18 protein-coding genes are annotated in these 19,319 nt (G+C 50.5%); 15 read left to right on the forward strand and 3 right to left on the reverse strand.

What is annotated here, in order from left to right; translation table 11 throughout:
- The first annotated feature begins 254 nt into the window (after window positions 1-254).
- The 7 genes from BUB30_RS17675 (at window position 255) to BUB30_RS17705 (ending at window position 5,713) form a co-directional block, all read left to right on the forward strand.
- Entirely contained in the window at window positions 255-1,271 is a 1,017-nt protein-coding gene (locus BUB30_RS17675; protein ID WP_073136478.1) for a LacI family DNA-binding transcriptional regulator, read from the forward strand.
- A 28-nt stretch (window positions 1,272-1,299) separates the two neighbouring features.
- Entirely contained in the window at window positions 1,300-2,382 is a 1,083-nt protein-coding gene (locus BUB30_RS17680) for a phosphotransferase enzyme family protein (protein WP_073136480.1), read from the forward strand.
- On the forward strand, window positions 2,379-3,470 hold the full coding sequence (locus BUB30_RS17685) for an aldose epimerase family protein (RefSeq protein ID WP_084138206.1): 1,092 nt from the start codon (window positions 2,379-2,381) through the stop codon (window positions 3,468-3,470). The genes BUB30_RS17680 and BUB30_RS17685 overlap by 4 nt, the downstream gene beginning before the upstream one ends.
- A gap of 98 nt (window positions 3,471-3,568) precedes the next feature.
- Window positions 3,569-3,979 (forward strand): DUF3592 domain-containing protein, encoded by a 411-nt coding sequence (locus BUB30_RS17690; protein ID WP_073136482.1) that lies wholly within the window; start codon window positions 3,569-3,571, stop codon window positions 3,977-3,979.
- A 54-nt stretch (window positions 3,980-4,033) separates the two neighbouring features.
- Window positions 4,034-4,627: an RDD family protein gene (locus BUB30_RS17695; protein ID WP_073136484.1), complete on the forward strand. Its 594-nt coding sequence runs from the start codon at window positions 4,034-4,036 to the stop codon at window positions 4,625-4,627.
- A gap of 63 nt (window positions 4,628-4,690) precedes the next feature.
- Window positions 4,691-5,236, forward strand: a complete 546-nt coding sequence (locus BUB30_RS17700) for a hypothetical protein (protein ID WP_073136486.1) — start codon at window positions 4,691-4,693, stop codon at window positions 5,234-5,236.
- Between the two features lie 180 nt (window positions 5,237-5,416).
- Entirely contained in the window at window positions 5,417-5,713 is a 297-nt protein-coding gene (locus BUB30_RS17705; RefSeq protein WP_073136488.1) for a DUF1330 domain-containing protein, read from the forward strand.
- A gap of 83 nt (window positions 5,714-5,796) precedes the next feature.
- Here BUB30_RS17705 and BUB30_RS17710 read toward each other — a convergent pair whose 3' ends face one another.
- Together BUB30_RS17710 and BUB30_RS17715 are read right to left on the reverse strand one after the other, a co-directional pair.
- Window positions 5,797-6,213 carry a hypothetical protein gene (locus BUB30_RS17710; protein WP_073136490.1) on the reverse strand — a complete coding sequence of 139 codons (417 nt, stop codon included), beginning with the start codon at window positions 6,211-6,213 and terminating at the stop codon, window positions 5,797-5,799.
- Window positions 6,214-6,356: 143 nt separating this feature from the next.
- Window positions 6,357-6,755 (reverse strand): hypothetical protein, encoded by a 399-nt coding sequence (locus BUB30_RS17715; protein ID WP_143164971.1) that lies wholly within the window; start codon window positions 6,753-6,755, stop codon window positions 6,357-6,359.
- A gap of 412 nt (window positions 6,756-7,167) precedes the next feature.
- Here BUB30_RS17715 and BUB30_RS17720 point away from each other — a divergent pair, with 412 nt between their 5' ends.
- The 8 genes from BUB30_RS17720 (at window position 7,168) to BUB30_RS17755 (ending at window position 18,330) form a co-directional block, all read left to right on the forward strand.
- A complete protein-coding gene (locus BUB30_RS17720; protein WP_073136493.1) occupies window positions 7,168-7,389 on the forward strand; it encodes a hypothetical protein in 222 nt (73 codons plus the stop codon).
- A gap of 255 nt (window positions 7,390-7,644) precedes the next feature.
- Window positions 7,645-8,337, forward strand: coding sequence for a hypothetical protein (locus tag BUB30_RS17725; protein ID WP_073136495.1), 693 nt, complete (start codon window positions 7,645-7,647; stop codon window positions 8,335-8,337).
- 489 nt (window positions 8,338-8,826) lie between these two features.
- A complete protein-coding gene (locus BUB30_RS17730; protein ID WP_084138207.1) occupies window positions 8,827-11,817 on the forward strand; it encodes a PVC-type heme-binding CxxCH protein in 2,991 nt (996 codons plus the stop codon).
- A 28-nt stretch (window positions 11,818-11,845) separates the two neighbouring features.
- Window positions 11,846-13,828, forward strand: coding sequence for an SIR2 family protein (locus BUB30_RS17735; RefSeq protein ID WP_073136496.1), 1,983 nt, complete (start codon window positions 11,846-11,848; stop codon window positions 13,826-13,828).
- 121 nt (window positions 13,829-13,949) lie between these two features.
- Complete coding sequence (locus BUB30_RS17740) at window positions 13,950-15,182, forward strand: outer membrane beta-barrel protein (protein ID WP_073136498.1); 1,233 nt, start codon at window positions 13,950-13,952, stop codon at window positions 15,180-15,182.
- Between the two features lie 2 nt (window positions 15,183-15,184).
- A complete protein-coding gene (locus tag BUB30_RS17745; RefSeq protein ID WP_073136500.1) occupies window positions 15,185-17,143 on the forward strand; it encodes an IPT/TIG domain-containing protein in 1,959 nt (652 codons plus the stop codon).
- 163 nt (window positions 17,144-17,306) lie between these two features.
- Entirely contained in the window at window positions 17,307-17,624 is a 318-nt protein-coding gene (locus BUB30_RS17750; protein ID WP_073136502.1) for a hypothetical protein, read from the forward strand.
- Between the two features lie 127 nt (window positions 17,625-17,751).
- A complete protein-coding gene (locus tag BUB30_RS17755; RefSeq protein ID WP_073136504.1) occupies window positions 17,752-18,330 on the forward strand; it encodes a dihydrofolate reductase family protein in 579 nt (192 codons plus the stop codon).
- A gap of 57 nt (window positions 18,331-18,387) precedes the next feature.
- Here BUB30_RS17755 and BUB30_RS17760 read toward each other — a convergent pair whose 3' ends face one another.
- The gene (locus BUB30_RS17760) at window positions 18,388-19,236 is read right to left on the reverse strand and encodes an AraC family transcriptional regulator (protein ID WP_073136506.1); all 849 of its coding nucleotides are present in this window, start codon (window positions 19,234-19,236) and stop codon (window positions 18,388-18,390) included.
- Between the last annotated feature and the right edge of the window lie 83 nt (window positions 19,237-19,319).

Raw genomic sequence — 19,319 nt, forward strand, 5'->3', positions numbered from 1 at the left:
CCATAAATGGCAGTCGATTTTGGTGATCTAACAGGGCCACAGTTTTTCTTCAATTAGGGATTTGCAGCGTTGACCATGCGGGGGATTTATTAACTTTAAGTTATTGCGTGTTTCGAAGGTGATGAGAACGCGTGTTTGTGTGTCTCTATTCGGTTAGGGATATCCGCCAGTTGGCGGACCGAGGAACGAGGGGAACCGCCAAACACACACGACACACACCTTTCCTTACTCCCCAACGTAATTCAACCGCGTCCATGAAGAAGGCCCCCACCATCAAGGAAATTGCCCGGATGTTAAACTTATCCATCTCGACGGTGTCGCGAGCTTTACACAACAGCGAAGACATTAGTCCGGCCACCACCAAACGCGTGAAGGAGGTAGCCGACGAGCTCGGCTATGAGCCCAACCAAACAGCCCTCTTCCTGAAATCGGGAAAAACCCTGACGCTGGGCGTGATCCTCCCCCACTTGTCGGAAGCCTTTTTCTCGGAAGCCATCAGCGGCATCGAAGACTTTGCCAGCGAGCACAACTACAACGTGCTCATGGGCCAGAGCCACGACGACACCGAACGCGAAAAAAAGATCGTGGAAGCCATGAAGAACCACCGCGTAGACGGCATCCTGGTCTCCATCGCCAAGAACACAAAAGACTTTACGCATTTCGATAACCTGAAAAAATACGACATCCCCGTCGTGTTCTTCGACCGCGTGCCCGACCGCAAGGAAGCCAACACGGTGACCTGTAAAATGGAAGCGGCCATGCAGGAAGCTGTAGAGTTCCTGGTCAAGAACGGCCACACCCGCATCGCCTTCATCAACGGTCCCAAAGATCTGCTGGCTACCCGCGAACGATTGCGCGGCTATGAAAACGCACTCAAGAGTTTGCACGTGGCCATGAACAACCAGTTTGTGGTGCACAGCGACCTGTCGCCCGACGCCACCTACCGCGCCATGCAACACCTGCTCACACTCAAGCCCGGCCCCAGCGCCGTGATCGCCTTCAACGACTATGTGGCACTCGACGCGATGCAGTATGCAAGAAAAATGAATATTAAAATAAACAAAGACATTAGCTTTGTGAGCTTTGCCAACCTGCCCGTGTGGAGCTATATGGAAAACCCGCCGCTGGCATCGGTGGAACAGTTTCCCTACCGGCAGGGGCAGCGCGCCACAGAGATGATCCTCGACATCCTGAACGCGCCCCGCACAGCAAAACAGCATGAGAAGTTCAACAAGATAATTTTAGAACCCCGGCTTTTTATACATACATGAACACGTTAAAGTTTCGGCAGCAAACAACATGATCCATTCCATCCTGAAAGCCTATGGCATTGCCGATGAGCAAAGTGTGGTGGAACCTCTCGTGAGCGGACTCATCAACAAGACCTGGAAGGTGACCAGCGCGGGGCAGGATTATATCCTGCAGCGCATCAATCATTTTGTTTTCAAGAAGCCCTATGAAGTGGCCACCAACATTCGCCTCGTAGACGAATACCTGGCCCAGCACCATCCCGACTATTTGTTTGTGGCGCCCGTGAAGACGCTCAGCAACGAGGACATGGTCTACAACAAAGACGACGGCTACTTCCGCATGTTCCCCTACATCAAAGGGTCGCATACCATCAACGTGGTGTCCAGCCCAGACCAAGCCTATGAGGCCGCGTTGCAATTCGGAACGTTTGCGCGCCTGCTGTCGAACTTCGACGCCGAAAAGCTGCACGACACCATCCCCGACTTCCACAACCTGACGCTGCGCTACTACCAATTTGACGACTCGTCAAAATATGGCAACGCCAAACGCATCAAACGCGCCAAGGCCATCATCGAAGATGCCCGTAAACACCTGCACATCGTGGAACAGTTCGAGACCGTGCGCCTGAACAAGCGCATCAAACGCCGCGTGATGCACCACGACACCAAGATCAGCAACGTGTTGTTCGACGAAAAAGGGAAAGGCCTCTGCATCATCGACCTCGACACGGTGATGCCCGGCTATTTCATCAGCGACGTGGGCGACATGATGCGCACTTACCTCTCGCCCGCCAACGAAGAGGAAACCGACTTCAGCAAAATTGAAGTGCGCGACGACTTCTTCCGCGCCATTGTGCACGGCTATGTGAGCAGCATGGGCAACGAACTGATGCCCGAAGAACGCGACCTCATTCTCTACAGCGGCTGGTTCCTCATCTACATGCAGGCCATCCGTTTCCTGGCCGACTATTGCAACAACGACGCCTACTACGGCGCCAAATATGAAGACCACAACTTTGTGCGCGCCAGCAACCAACTGATCCTGTTGAAACGCCTCGAAGAAAAAACCGACGTGTTCGAAAAGATCATCGCCGACGAACTGAAACGCAACAACCTCTTCACCCTTTCATGAGCGCCACCGCAGCCATTCCCACGCAACGACACACGATCGAAAAAAGTTATTGGGGCGACGTAGGCGGCAAAGCCATCTGGCTCTACAAACTTTCGCTCGCCGGCGGCTTCCAGGTGTGGGTGACAAACTATGGCGCCATCATCCAATCCCTGCTCGTGCCCCGACCCAACGGCACCACCGTGGACGTTGTGCTGGGCTACGACACACTGCAAGAATATATCGACGACATATCCTACATAGGTTGCGTGGTGGGCCGCGTGGCCAATCGCATCGAGACAGGGAAAGTTTCTATTGAAGGAAGGACGTGTCAACTGGCCGAGACAGCGGAAGGGTTTCACATCCATGGGGGCCACATCGGGTTTGGCAAGAAAGTGTGGGATGCCGAAACGTTTGGAACGACCACGACTGTGGGAATAAGCCTGCTGTACACCAGCGCCCATTTGGAGGAAGGCTTCCCTGGCAACCTGACCACGCGCGTGAAATACACGCTACATCCCGGCAACCGCCTTAGCGTTGAGTACTTCGCCACGACGGATCGCGCCACCTTAGTGAACCTGACACAACACAGCTACTTTAACCTCGGCGGCCACGATCATGGAAACATCGGCGGCCATTTATTGCAAACACACGCCGACTGGTATCTGCCCGAAACGAATAAGCTCGTTCCAACTGGCGAGATCGCGCCCGTGCGCGGCACGCCATTCGACTTTAGAGAGGCCCGGTTTATCGATGAGCAAATTGACGCCGACCATAGTCAGCTTCGGGCTTCCGGCGGCTACGATCATTTCCTGGTGCTGGAACAGAAACACACCAAAGCATTGAAACCCGCCGCGACCCTCATCGAGCCCCGCTCGCGGATGCGCATGGATGTTGACACAACGGAGCCGGGATTTCATTTTTATGCGGGGAATTTTTTGGCAGAGACGTTTGAAGGGAAGAATAAGAAGCGATACCATCATCGTGGTGGGGTGTGCCTGGAGACGCATCATTTTCCGGATACACCGAATCATGCGCATTTTCCGAGCATTACTTTAAGTCCCGGAGAAGAATTTAATAGCCGAACGGATTTTAGTTTTAAAGAAGCCTGACGAGTTTTACTCGTGTCTGAGCAGCGTCGGGTCAATATTTTTACGATGGACCTTGCGTGGATCGTTTAATCTCCCTATGATTAGCAAAGATTTTTGTTATGCCACCTGAACTGACAATCCTTTTCATCTCGGCCGGTTTTCTTATTCTGGGGGTCTACTTCTGGCAAAAGGGAAATCATTTACTGAAAAATGGAAAGAAGGCCGAGGCCATCGTTTTTTCAAATAATTTCGAGGCCAGTCACAATGGTGGCGGTGTCTACTATCCCGTGGTCCGTTTCCTCACCGACAAACAAGAATGGATCACGCAAGAGCTTAGCGTAGGGACTAGCCCCAAAAAACGTGAAGGGACAAAGCTCCAGGTGATCTATGACCCCGAAAATCCAACCGATGTCCAAATCAACTCTACTTTTGTACTCGAAATACTCCCCCGAATTTTCACTGCCCTTGGGGTGATGGGTGCGGTGTTCGTTACGCTCGAGATTTTAGATGTCATCAATATTCTGCCGTAAGTTGACGGCTAAAATATTCCCCAAAAATTTAACCGTTAAAACCATTCAGCACACATGGCCACTGAACAAGCTTCTTTGTTGTCCAAAGAAATTTATGCCGGTTTCTGGATCAGGTTCGGTGCCTTCTGCATCGATACCCTGATCGTTACCCCTCTGTTCGCTCCCCTGATATTTATGGACGGCATGAGCAAAACGATGTACTACACACTGCTTGTACCGAACATCATCTGTGGCCTCTTTTTGAGCATCTACTGCGTGAAGAAATGGGGAGGAACGCCGGGAAAGCTGGCGCTAGGTCTGAAGATCGTGATGGAGAACGGCGAGGATGTGGATTGGCCGGCGGTCTTCTGGAGGCCGTCCGTCATATACTTCCACTATTTCGTGTCCGAGACTGTAAAGTTGCTCTCCATGCAACAAATTCCAGACGATGTTTTTGTGTCCCTCACTCACCTCGAACGAACCCAGGCACTTTCCGCAGTCTATCCAAAACTGTCTCTTCAACTTTTGATCTTGGGAAATATCTGGCTTCTTGAATCCCTCTTCTTACTGCTCAACAAGAAAAGAAAGGCGATACATGATTTTATGGCCGGAACGGTGGTGATCAGACGGAAGGATCAGGCGCGGCTACAGGCCGGGGAGGATTTCTAAATAGCGTGATAATTTCCCTTCAAGGAAAGCTTAACATCCCATTATTATTCTAAACTTACGGGAATGGAAGACGCTATCTGCCTGGTAAACCAGTTCATCGTTCTGGACCTTTTCATAGGATATGGGGTGTACTCTCTCCTGGTGTTTCCCTTTTTCAAACGAAGCCAATGGATCGGCAAATTAGACGATGCCGCAAACAAAGTCATCGCCGGATGCGGGCTGATCTATCTGGCCAGTTTCTTCATCATGGTCAATCTCACACCGCCGCCACAAGTGTCTGACGCACGCTACTGGTGGGCCTTGTGGATCCAGCCGATCCTCTGGCTATTCGCCACACAACTCGTTCGGATCGACAGCGTAAAACGTTCTATCCTCGCGCGGATCGCTATATCGCTCGTGTTGATCTTTTCGTTCGAGCGATTTGTGATTATTGTGACGTCCTTCCACAGGGACTATGTGCCTAGCGGGTGGGCAAGCTCTGCGGGTTCGGATATGATACCGGCAATTGTGCTGGGGCTGACCCTTAAGGGAATGATTTTTTGCGCCGTGGCTTATGGATACCGCTACCTGGAGCGCAAATTGAAGAGACCTGATCCGGTCAACCCGTAAGTAGAGACTTGGCCTGGCGCTCTGCGTGCTCGATCCTGACCTAACGCAAAGCGTGGTAAAACGAGTCACGCCCTTCAAACAGGCAAGTTGACCAAGAACAAACATTCATTTCCGCCGTTTTGAATTTATACCGGCTTTATCAAAAAGCATATAAATACCATACTTCAACACTTAAAAAAAATGGCAGTATACATTGTAAACGCATACGATATTAACGACTTCGAAATGTTCAGTAAATATCCACCTCAAGTCGGGCCATTGCTCGAAAAACATGGTGCAAAACTGTTGGCTATGGAGACCAATCCAAAAGCATTAGAGGGAGTGCCGAGAACCATGAACGCCATAGTTGAATTTCCGTCGGAGAATGCTGTGTATAATTTCTATAATGACCCCGCGTACCAGGCGTTTATTGATTTGAGGTTTAAGTCAACGTCGAATTGCACGATGGTGATGCTTCATCAGTTTGAGAGGAAGTGATTTTCGTTTCTAACCTTTAATACAACGCCACATGGTCTCGAAATCCAGTCGACAAAAAAGCTATCGCCCAGTAGGAGCGTGCCTCACACCTGTGCGTTGGATGATTTGATGCATGACCTTATTTTTGGATATTTCGCCATAACATCAAGAAAATATTTCTCATCGTAGATTATCTTTTCCCCTTTGATCCTTTTGAATTCATTGAAGATGATCAGCAAGGTCGCATCGTCCCAGTTCCAGGAGCAATTGATGTCGACCGTTTGGCCATCGGACAGTATCCTAAAAAAGCAGTCTTCCCTACCCGATCGATTACCTTTTGCTTTAATGTGGATGGTCGATCTGCTGATATCGAATTGCTTCTCCCACCGGGTATTGAAGTGACATCCCTGCACCATCAAGGTGCCCTCGGAAAAACGCACGCCATAAACAAACGTCCGTGCCTTCACCACCGCATAGATTCCATACAGCACACCAATGCCGGTAATGACCAAGCCCGCCATTCCAAGGTTGGCTTGTGGTCTTAAGAAATGATTACCTAGTATGATTGCCGTCCACAGCAAGAAGCCTGGGAGGAATATCTTTCGAAGCCTTGTTGCGAAGGTTAGATATTCGGTTGTTAGTGTCATAAATACAATGGCGCAATTTAATTCAGGCGGATCGGTTTTTTCGAGTAGCCCAACGTTATTTTATCAAATTCGGCCTCGATAATCAAATACCTCCCATGGGCTAAATCAAAAAGAGTGTCTAATTCGATCTTCCTTATGGCAGGTTCAGCGCGGTCATTTGCATGCATGATGTCACCTTCAAAAGTTACTTTTATTCGGATTTGGCTTTTGACCGATCGAAGATTGATCCAATTTTTCGGGTCAATCCCCAAACTTCTATCGGTAACGATCTTTCGATTTAAAAAATATACAGAGTCATTTATGATGAGGTTGCAGACTTCTTCATCCAAAACAGACCGGATCTGAATTGATCCGCTTTCGACTCCTTGGGGTTTCTGCACCGTAGCGCACGACGCAACTAAAATGAATATATACATACAAAGTCCGTTCTTAAAAACGGATTGCGGCACTCGATTTTGCATCCTAAACATGATTATTTTAAACTTCGTTACGCAAAATATTGAAAATATCTCGCTCGAATCCGAAATATCTGCCGGCCTGGAGACAGCTATTTCACCGAATTTCGTCGATGAGAAAAAAACAACCCGGCATTTTTCCAAAGCCACGCGCACAATGCATACATCGCTAAAAAAATGACCTCAAAAACTGGCACGAATAGAAAATTTACTAAATTTATTCATCTCCACGCCTAAATACCAAAAGGCACACGTTTCCCTCGCTTTTTGGATTTTAGTTTTTGATCGAAAACATGCAGGCACGCCGTTGTCGGGCTAACCAACGGCATTGCCGTTATATCAGATCACCATTACCTTAACAAATACCCGTTATATGGAAGAGAAAGAAATAGACTATTTACTAACGCTTGGTAACATTTGTACCACCTTTGCCTTGGCAGTCGGGGCCTCAGCTTACTTTGACTACCAGCAATTGGGTCACGTGATAAAACCCATGACGTTCTGGGGGGCGGTTTCAGTCACGACGGCCTCGGCGAGCACGGCATGTTATCTTTTTACTATCGCAAGCCAATTAATTCAAGAAGGAAAAAAATGAACGCTAATTATTTACTCCTGTTTCCCGTCATCTACGCGGCAATGTGTGTCTACTTGGCCATCCTGGTGGCTGTTACTCAGCGAAGAGCTGCGAAAAGAAAAGGTTCAAATGTCGCCAAATCGAAAAGGGAAACATCTTCGCACGTGGGGTCTGCATCGGACTCCAAGCGCTTTGGCGTCGAGGGGCATTAAACTGATCTTCCTGTGACTTTCGGCATCGTGTTGCATTCCACAGTAAGGAACACCTTTGCCCAGCATGTCCATAAAACCAAACCTAATCACCGCTCATTGTTTGATCGGTCTTTGTGCATTAATATGTCTCGCTGCTTGCCAGACCGAAAAACCAAAGAAACAGCCCGCCACCTTCTACGACGCCGTCCTTGGTCAGATCATTTACGACCGGCATTATCACTGTCTCTACGTATTCGATGAAGACAAGAACCTGAAGAAAATGGATTCCGCCTATCGGAATAGAGCCGTTTCTGAAGCAACTTTCTTCAGACTGGTGGATGCTGTTAAAAAGAAGCGAATGAACATGGCCCCAAAATATGCGATCACGTTCCATCCCGACCTGGGTCTCTATTATAAAGAACACGCCATACCCGACGAAGAAAAAAAAGACCTGCTGCTGGCACTACTATCAGACTCCGTGTTTCGGCAAACCTTCCCGGCCACCTGGAAACTCGATCCCCTATTTACTCCCTGCGGCCTTCACGCCGCCGACTTTCATATTGATTTTCTTCAAATCGATCCACCGCCCCCAAAATGGAATCCAGTGTGGGGCTCGATCAGTCTTTCCAAGCCTCTCTTCAATGCCAGCAAAACCCGAGCGGTGGTTTATTGTGAATATCATTATGAAAGCCCTTCTGCGGAAGGCGTTTTTGTGTTTGTCGAAAAGCAAGATGATGGTTGGAAAGTCTACAAATACCTGCTCATCTGGCAAAGCTAGTCCTTTCCGCCCCCACAAGCCCGAAGGGCTTCCCTATCATAGCCCCCAGCGAAGCTGGGGGAAGCAGTGGAAATGATTTCAACCTCGAAGAGGTTACCCCTTTAGGTCGTGGCTTAATTTTACAACTGAGGGCCTATTCGAGTTGAAGTATTTTAAAGCATCCATGGGGGGTTAAAAGGGAGGCTCAATCATAAAATATAATGTGGTTTCGATTCGGGGTAGCCCTCAAAAAAGGGTAACCCTTACAGGGTTGAAATGCATAAACACGCATTCGCCCGGTTGCACCGGGCGCTATGATAGGGAAGCCCTACGGGCTTGGCATGCGGCTTGAGTTTTTTTTACAAGTAGTGGTAGTTTTATTTCGGGGATGACAAGATTTCTTTTTGGGGAGTTTTCCGTGGCGCTATGGTGCGCCGAATTTTGTCGCAAAACAGAGACAGCTAAAAATGCAAAACTTTATGGGTATCTTAGTTTCAACCCACCGCCCCTATGAAACCTGTTTTGCCTGCACTCATTTTTCTCCTCTTCAGTTGCCAGAACGATAAAACCAATTCAGGCCTCTCCCCCCAAGACGCACTCAAAACCTTCACCCTGGCCGATGGCTTCACCATCGAACTGGTCGCCTCCGAACCCATGGTCGCGGACCCCGTGGCTATGGACGTTGACGAACACGGCAACCTCTATGTCGCCGAGATGCACGGCTACCCGCTCGACACCCACGGCTCGGGCGTCATCAAACTATTGACCGACACCAACGGCGACGGCTTCCCCGACAAAAGCACCGTGTATGCCGACAGCCTCGTGCTGCCCATGGGCGTGATGTGCTGGAAGAAGGGCATCATCGTGGTGGATTCGCCCGACGTGATCTACCTGGAAGATACCGACGGCGATGGCAAAGCCGACCACAAACAAATTCTCCTCACGGGCTTCGCCTTGTCCAACCCACAACACAACGCCAACACACCGGTGTTTGGTCTCGACAATTGGATCTACATCGCTCACCAGGGGGAGGTGACACCCAAAGTGTATATAAAAGAATTTGGCGACCTGGGAACGCCCATCCATTTCTCACAATTTCCTGACGCACCCACACTGCCACAGAACGCCAATGGGAGAAGCATCCGGTTCAAACCCGATGCAAAGGAGATCGAAATGCTGTCGGGCGAATCGCAATATGGACAAGCATTTGATCCTTGGGGACATCTGCTGGGCACTGCCAATGCCAATCATTTGTTTCACGAGGTGATCGCTGCCCGTTATCTAAATCGCAACCCCAACTTACGCCCGGCGACTTCCCTTCAGATGCTTCCCGATCATGGCGACGCCTGCGAAGTTTTTCCCACGACGCTGAATCCTGAACATCAGTTGCTCACCGATGTGGGTGTGATCACGTCGTCGTGCGGCGTAACCTGGTATGAAGGAGGATTATTTCCCAAACCGTTCGACGAGATAACCTTCATTGCTGAGCCGGTTCACAACCTGGTGCACATCGACAAGCTTGCCGACAAAGGCGCCACCTTCACGGCAAGCCGTGTTTATGAAAGGAAAGAATTTCTTACCTCCACCGATGCCTGGTGCCGGCCCGTGAATTTTTATACAGGGCCCGATGGCGCGCTCTACATCATCGACTACTACCGGCAGATCATCGAGCATCCCGAATGGATGAGCGAGGAAGTGGCCGCGTCCGGGAAATTATATGAGGGTTCTGATAAAGGAAGGATCTATCGCGTGACGCCGACCGGAACGTCGCCACTCAATTGGTGCGGTCAAATTAAATTGGGAGATGCGTCGTCCCTGGAACTGGTCAAGCAACTGGCGAATCACAACATCTGGTGGCGAAGAACGGCCCAGCGATTATTGATGGATCGGCACGACGCGTCGGCTGTTCCTTTTCTGAAACAACTCATAGACACCACCACGTTTGCTCCGGCTGTCGTTCATGCCTTGTGGACCTTGGATGGTCTTGCTGCGACGGATGCGGGCTATTTGCAAAAAGCATTGAAGCATTCCGTTGCCGGTGTTCGTGAAAATGCTATCCGGATTGCAGAGCTGCATTTGAATGAAATTCCCACGCTTGAAAATGATCTGCTCGCGCTTCAGGACGATCCGGATGCCAAAGTAAGATTCCAACTCCTCTGCACGCTCGGATACCTGGCCACCAACCCAGCGGCCAGCGCACGCCAAGAGATCTTGCGTCGCGACATCGAAGATGAATGGGTGCAAGTGGCGGCCCTCAGCGCGACTCGTGGACATGAATGGGAAATGCTCGCGAATGCCATCAAAGACCTCGGCGACAAAGAAACGCCGGGCAGGAGATCCTTCATCCAGCAGTGTGCGTCGGTGGTGGCACTTTCCAACGATCAAGACAACATCACAAAAATTATTTCGCTGGCCACCAAAAACCAAGGCGCTGCCGATCCGTGGTGGCAAGCCGCCATGCTCCAGGGGCTGGGCAACGTAGGGAAAGAAGTTGCTTTTCCTACGACAGCGTTGGCTACTTCATTGCTGGCATCGTTCAAAAACCCCGTAGCCTCCGAACGCAGAAAGGCCGAGGTTGCACTGCTGTGCAGAAAAGGAATTGATGATCACACCCTGGAAACAAAGATCATCCAGGCGGCCCGCAACATCGCGCCCGACGAAACAAAAGACATTTCGCTTCGTGAAGATGCGCTCAGCATGCTCATCCTCGATGCCAGCGCTGACCCGCTTTTATATCAAAACATCATCTCCCCCACTTCTCCTGAAAATCTCCAGACGATTGCCGTCAGGGTCTATGCAAAATTTAATGCCACCGCCGCAGGAAAGTATTTGGTGGCCAACTGGAAGACGTTGACACCGGGAATTCGCGACGTAGCCATGGACGCTTTTCTTTCCTCTTCACAAAGTGCGGCCATTTTGTTGGATGCTATTCAGAGCAAACAAATTCAACCGGCCACCATCGGCTGGCCGCGTATGGTCGAGTTGATGAACAACGACGATGCAGACATCAAAAAACGCGCGCGTGCATTGCTGGCCCATGAGCAAGCCGACCGAAATGAAATTTTTAAAAAATACGAGCCCGCGCTTTCACTAAAAGGCGACGCCGTGAAAGGAGCTATCGTCTTTAAAAATGTTTGTTCCCTATGTCACCAGATCAACGGCGCAAACGGCCGGGCCTTCGGTCCGGACCTGGCCACGATCAGAAACCGCGACAAACAATTTATCATGGCCGACATTCTCGATCCCAACCGGTCCATCGCCGACGGATACGAACTTTGGAAAATCGAGCGCACAAACGGTGAGAGCCTGACCGGAATTATATCTTCCGAGACATCGGCCACCCTCACCGTGCGGTTTGCCAGCGGGCATGAGACCACCGTTCCGCGCAACGACATCGCCAAACTCGAAGCCATCGAAACCTCCGCCATGCCCCGGGGTCTGGAGAGCGCCGTTTCGATGGAGGAGATGGCGGATCTTATGGCGTTTATCAAGAGCAATTGAATCGGTATCATTTCCCATTCCATCTCTTATGAATGAACAACAAATACCCGCAGAAATTAAGGAAGCCATCCGGCACAATGCCCTCATTCCTTTTATCGGCAGCGGCTATTCAAAAAACATAGCGCTGCCGACCTGGCTCGAACTGGCTCAAAAATTTGTGGACGACTTGCTGGAAAAAGACCCTTCGCTCGCGGCCCTGCAAGCCGAAGCCCGCGAGGCCGATGCCAATCCTTTGAAAATACTGAACGCTTTGTCGCGGTGGGGATACAAAGATGTTTGCAAGGACATGTTAAAGAGCGCCATCGACATCGATCTGTCAAAACACAACCTGCAAAACCAGGAAAAAATCTGGAGACTCTCGCAAAAAGTTATCACTACCAACTATGACCAAGCCCTGGAAGGCGCCATGACCGACGACTTGAAAGCGGAAGTCGACACCTTCACACCGGCCGACAACCTGTTTGGTCTCTCCTCCTTAAAAGATTTGCCGTACCTGTTCAAAATCCATGGCACCATAACGCGTCCCGAAGGTTGCGTCCTTTTTCAGGAAGATTATGATAGCTTGTACAAATACAACCATCGTTTCCTCGGCGAGCTGAAAGGAATGTGTGCAAATGCCACCATACTTTTTATCGGCTATAGCATTGCCGACATCGAAATACAGCAAATACTCCGAAACATCCATGGCATCTTTCTCACCGGCACACGGCACTTCATTTTGAGCCCCGGCAAAACCAGGTTCGAAAACCTGGGTATCAAAACGATCAGCCTGGAAAGCTACGACCAACTGGTCCCTTATCTCGACAACCTGGTGGCCTACCGGGAGAAAATCAACAGCGCGTTCCGTGACATCGTCGAAGGTGTGAACTTGAAATACGCCGGAAAAAAAAATCTGCTCGACCAATTTGGGAAGGAGAGCGACATCCGCGAAAAAAAAGAAAAGTATCTCGACATCGAAGACAAAAAGGATATCCTCCAACTCGAATCGCTCGACTCGCGCGACGCTGAAACTAACAAACAAGCCATCACGGCGCTCATCGATGCCGGCAAAGAAGAACTGCTAAAAGCCTATCTGCTACAAAAAAGCAAAGCCCGAAAATGGAGCAACGAGGCTTTCTTCCAAAAACTGGAAGAGAAAGATTATGACATCACCACAAAAGTATCGTTGGAGGAATATGAAAAAGCTTTAGACCTTGCGAAGGATCTATTCGGAACGGCTGACCTGGAAATCGTCAACCTATACAATGCGATCGGCAACTGCCACCTCGACCTGGGTCACGGCGCGGAAGCTGAACACCATTACCAGGAGGGTCTGAAAATAACGTCAAACACAAACACGCCCGCTTATCAATCCTACACCGCCATGCTCTACAACAATCTTGGGAACTTTGAGAGCGCTGGCGACAACCATTCGGAAGCATTAGCATACTACCAAAAGGCGCTAAAGATCGTGCAGGGGTTGGGCGAACCCACATATGATCAAATGCGGAACGTCGCCACTACGTTAATGCATCTAAAGCGATACCCGGAAGCCATAGAAATATGGCAAGAAGTGACGCATCAAAACAAAGGATCGTTCCTGTTCCGGGCCTTGGACTACAAAGCATTGGGCTTGGCCTATCACCGGGTAAATCAAAATGCGGAAGCGATCAAATACTACCGGCGCGCCATCGCCCTGTTTTTTTATTACTACGGAAAGGAGAACAAGGAGTTCCTCATGTTCTATAACGACATCGGCTATTTCTATAGCTTGTCTAAAGCCTATGAAAAAGCAATCGTCTTCTATCAGAAAGTGATCGCCCTGGAGACGAACCATGAACACATTTTTATTGCCATGAATAACATGGGCGAAGCTTACTTCAACGCCGGCAACTTTAAGATGGCAAAGGAAACTTTTGAACGCAGTTTCGAATTCCTGAAGTCAAAAATAGGTGAAAAGGACTATCCAGCCGCATACGCCTATTGCGCCAATCAAATAAAGCTGGCAACGGAAAAATTGCGAGGGGGTTGAGTGCAAATCAACGCTCTGTACAATCAGGATGTACGGCAGGGGTATGTGTCATTTAAAGATCTTTTGAAATGTTTTTGAAATCACTATCTTTAGAATACTGGCCCTTACCCCTTTGCCCATCATGAAACTGTTGTCGCTACTCCTGTTGAGCCTTGTCTCCACTGCGCTCTACTCCCAGGATTTCAGAAAAGGATTTATCATCACCCCGCAAAACGATACCCTCAAAGGATACGTCAGCTACCGCGAAGGACTTCGGGCGCATAAAGTGTGTAGCTACAAACCCTCGCCAAACCAGGACGTAGTGAAATATGACCCCACACAACTGAAGGGATATGGCTTTGAGAACAATGCCTATTTTACTTCCAAGCTGGCGGAAGTGCGCGATAGCGTCTACGAGCAAGCCTTCCTGGAAGTGCTGGTGAAAGGAAAAGTAACGCTCTATAAATACGACTACTTTTATTTCCTGGAGAAAGACAACGACGGCGTGCTGCGTAAAATGGTGATCAAAGATATTGAGCGAAAGCGCGACGGGATCACCTACATGGGACGATCGACCCGTCATATCGGGATTCTCAAAGTCATGCTCGGCGACTGTGAAGCACTCCGTCCCAAACTTGAAAAATTTCAACTGAACGAAAGGTCACTGGCCCGCCTGGTGGAAAGCTATAACCTGTGTGGCGGCGGCACGTCGGTGGTGTACAAGGAACGAAAGCCCTGGTTCAAAACGGAGGTCGGAATTCTTGGAGGCGTCAACCAGTCTACCGTGGAGATGAGCTCAGGCTATGATTGGAACGCGTATTTAACGAGCTCCTACCAGAAGGCGACGTCGCCGGTGGGTGGCATCTCCTTGCTGTTCTCGTCGCCTCGACTCAACGAGCGGTTTGGTTTTTTGGGGGAAGCTCAGTTTGTTAAATCATCATACTATTCCTATAGCGAGATAGTGTCCGGATCCAGCATACTGCGGAGCTACATTTCGATCACGCTCACACAAGTGCGCGTACCCATCGCGATACGCTACACCTTCACCGGAAAAAAACTGACACCCTTTCTCGACGCAGGGGTTTCCACGATATTCAACACAAGTTCCAGTGGCTCGTCAAGAAGCGAGTTGTATTCGCAATATCAGCATACGGTGCTCATGTCGGAGCCGGTTTCCCTGCAGCTTCGAAGTCATCAGACCGGCGTGTGGGGAGGCGTGGGCATGGTCTTTCCGATCCATCCGCGGTTGAATGGCTTTGTCGAATTTCGGTACGAAAAAGCCAATAGTATTGTCGAGGGCGACATCAGGATCCCCGGCGACCTAACGTCGAGCGTCACCAATCTGCAACTCATTCTAGGCCTAAGAACAAAGTAAAGATGAACACGTTTTCCCGTACCACCCTCATTGTTCTGGTCCTGTCGCTACTCGCACAATGCGACGGCTATGAATTTCCCAAACCGCCCTATCCCACCGTGGCCACAAACGCCGTGACAAACATTTCGGCATCCGGTGCAACGTTGCAAGGAACGATCCTGGCCGTGAACGACGAACCCATCATCGATCACGGTTTTGTCTGGTCCTTTAGCGACTTCAACACCATCGCGTCCTTCAAAGGTTCTCTTGGCGCGACCGAAGGCGCGGGCCCGTTCAGCTTCGATCTCGCGGCCGGACTGTTTGCCGATTCCACCTACTACGTGAAAGCGTACGTCTCCACAAAGACCTACACCACCTATGGCACAGTGGTCTCTTTCCGCAGCCAGGGAAGCAACGCACCGCACATCGAAAGCTTTTCTCCTTCCGAAGGAACGCCGGGCGACACCGTGGTGATCAAAGGAAACTATTTCACCACCGTCACCAAATACGTGCGTGTGAAGTTTGGCAGTTTCGATGCCCAGGTGGTGCGCAGCGACGAGCATACCGTTGTCTGCATTGTACCCAAAGACATTCCCGACCCCACAGCAGTGATCACGGTGGCGGTAACGGACAAAACCGGAACGTCGCCGACGCCTTTCAAATTAAGGTTCCTTGCCCTCGACAGTTTCTCGCCAACCGTGGGAACGTTTGGTGATGTGATCACCTTGCAAGGCGGAAATTTCAATACGGATCCATCGAAAAACATCGTCACCTTTGGCGATAAGGTGGCCACCGTGGTGGAGGGCACCGCCACCACATTGAAGGTGATCGTTCCCACCACCGTACGAACAAAAGAAAACAAACTGACGGTAATCAACGGTGTGCAGAAGTCTGCGTTCAACGAAAGTTTTACCATCACGGCGCCTATCATTTCCGCGCTGTCGACGGTTAGCGACTACACCGGCGCGATCGTCGAGATCACCGGCGACAATTTCAATCCCGACAAGACGGGCGACCTGGTGAGGGTCCTCTCCCAAAAGACGGTGGGGAGCTATCGAGACGTCGAGGTGGTGAGCGCGACCCGCACCACGTTGTCGTTCCGCATTCCCAGCGAACTCGGCTACCGATCGTTCAAGGTCGAACTGAAGGTGGCCGAACAAAGCGCGTTTAGTCAACAGACGTTCACACTGAAAGATGCCTGGCTGCTCATCGGCGTCCTGGCCGAAAGCGACCTCCGCTATGGCGTAACAGGCTTCACCCTGAATGGAAAAGGCTATCAAGGTCTCGGCAATCCGAATAATGAAAAACAAATTTCTGAGTTCGACGCCGCAAACAATTCATGGACTCAAATCGCCGCCATTCCTGGCATACCCCGAACAGCGCCGGTTAGTTTTGCAGTGGGTAACCTGGGTTATGTGGGCTTGGGTGGCGACAAAGATTTTTATGCCTACTCTCCACAAACCGACAGCTGGACATCGATCGCAACCTTCCCCCAACTCCCCGCAGTACCTGGAGCCCAGCCCCTACCCGCCGGCGCATCGGCCGGAGGCAAAGGTTATGTGGCCACCTTTACCCCGCACGACAACTTCCTGGAGTACGATCCACAAACCGATGCCTGGACAAAGAAAGCAGAGCTGCCCGCTTCAAGCTCACTGGGCTGGACGTTCACCATTCAGGATCAGTTATATGTAGCACTACCCACGAAGCTCTATCAATACGACGCTACAAACGACACCTGGATCGAGAAAACCGGGACGAGCATATCCGCGGCCTACACCATTGGCTACACGCTAAATGACAAGGGCTACATCCGGGGTTCGGAAAACATATACGAATACAACCCAACGACCGACGCCTGGCGAATCATTCCCGATAACAAGCATGCTCCATCCGGGCCTATCCCCTTTGTGATCGACGGCCGTCTTTATTTGGGCAGCACGATGCAAGGAGACCTCTGGGAATTTGATCCTGCGTTTGAATAACATGGAGTGATCGATATTATTTCTTTCGCCAAGCCCACACCTACTAAAAAATAGAAAACCCCACATAAAAACCGTCCTGTTTCCCAGGCATTCATCAAACTGCAAAGCCATTGCAGTGGGGAGGATTATATTCAACTATAGCCCCTCACCAAACCCAACGGCCATGCTACCCTACATCATCCTATTCTCCTGCCTCATCCCGATCGGCATCTGGCTTCGCTTCTTCACGCCTCGCCGCGGATTTTGGTTTGGCCACCGCTCCGATCGAACGCCGCACCATGACGAGGATTGGAAAATGGTCAATAAACTTATTGGCATTTGTTGCCTCTATTCGGGTTTGGTGCTCACCGCCTCATCGATCTGCGCCATGTTCTTTCCCGAGCTCCGGCTTACATACATCATTCTGATGCTGATCGCCTTCACCACGGCATCTATTTTTATCATAGAATATTTTATCGATTCAAACATCCACTCCGAATAACCTCCCCTCCTCCAAATTGTGTCACGTGGTCTTTCAATGACTCAATCACCCCTCCATAAAGTCGGAATAACACCCCAAAAAAGTACGAGAGGTCGCCTACGTTTGTCTGAAACAACCAAGCGATCTTATGCGAAAATTAACACTGCAGGTACAGATTTCAATCGACGGCTACATCGCCCCCACAAAAAATACGGGCCACTGGCTGGTTTGGGGTTGGGGACCGGAGTGGACCTGGGATGAGGCCCTCCGCACCCGCTTCAACAATCTGCATACATCCATCGACACGGTGCTCCTCAGCAAAAACATGGCGGAAGAAGGTTTCATCAACCATTGGGCTACCGTATCGTCAAACCCGGACGATCCACAATACCCTTTTGCAAAAAGTATCACGGATGCCGCCAAGGTCGTGTTCACAAAAACCATAAAGAAATCAGCATGGCCCAACACCACGTTGGCTAAAGGCGACCTGGCGACCGAAGTGAACAAACTGAAAAACACACCCGGAAAAGATCTGATCGTCTATGGCGGAGCGTCATTTGTTTCCGCACTCATCCAGGCAAATCTCATCGACGAGTTCCTGCTCTTCGTAAATCCTGTGACACTTGGCGAAGGGCTTCCCATCTTTCACGAGCGTCGCGATTTGCGGCTCGTCAGCAGCCAGGGGTATGCCTGTGGCGTAACCGTTATGCACTATGCCGCAAAATAAAATGGAAACAAATCACGCGGGGTAATCCCGCGGATAACACTCATCCTAAACCAAAACTCAATTCGCCAGGGCCGCATTAACGGCCACCGGGCTCGGCTCGCTGGCCACCTTTGACGGTGCCACGCCGAAAGCTTTCTTGAAGGCGAACGAAAAGTGTGAGAGATCTTTGAAGCCCACGTCCAGGTAGACGTCGCTCACGCGGTGTCCTTTTTCCTTGATGAGGTAGTAGGCGTCCTTAAGGCGCTGTTGTTGCAGCCAGCGGTTGGGTGAGGTGTGGAAAATGCGTTCGAAGTCGCGCTTAAAGGTGGCGAGGCTGCGGCCGGTGAGATAGGCAAAGCGACTGAGGTCGACGTTGAATTTATAATGCTGGTGCATGTAGGCCTCGAGGTCCACTTTGCCCGGCGCAGAAAAGTCGAACAGGGCGTCTTTCAACTCCGGGTACGTTTGCAGCAGGAGCATGACAGCTTCCTTCACTTTCAATTCGGTGATGCTCTTGCTCAGATCGCTTGTTGCATTCAGATACGGCGTCAGCGAGTCGATAAAGTTTTTAAGGAGCAGACTGGGTTCCAGCTTCAGCACGTTCTCGCCTTCGTAGGGTTTGCTGGCGTGCAGGTTGTGTTCCATGCTGATGGCGCGCAGGGTCTCCTGGTCGATGGCGATCGAGATCGACCGGTATTCGCCACCGGTCGGGGGGCGTTTCGTGTATTTGGCCAGTTGGTTCCGTCTCAGGAACCTGAAGTCGCCTTCGTTAAAATGATACGTCTTTCCTTCCTGGTGCAGATCCGAGCTTCCCGACAAAGTGTAGCCGAAAATGTGGTCGGGTACAAATTGTTCGCCTTCACTGCTTTTGTGGGAGTAGCACGAGTAGAGGATGTGGGGGAGCGATGTTGAATTTTTTTGAGCCATGGGTCTTCAATCGGTTTTGAACCGCAAAGGCGCTGAGGGCGAAAAGTCGACGCAACGTTCATTGCGTTTTCCTTGCGATCTTG

The organism is Chryseolinea serpens (assembly GCF_900129725.1).
GTDB lineage: Bacteria > Bacteroidota > Bacteroidia > Cytophagales > Cyclobacteriaceae > Chryseolinea > Chryseolinea serpens.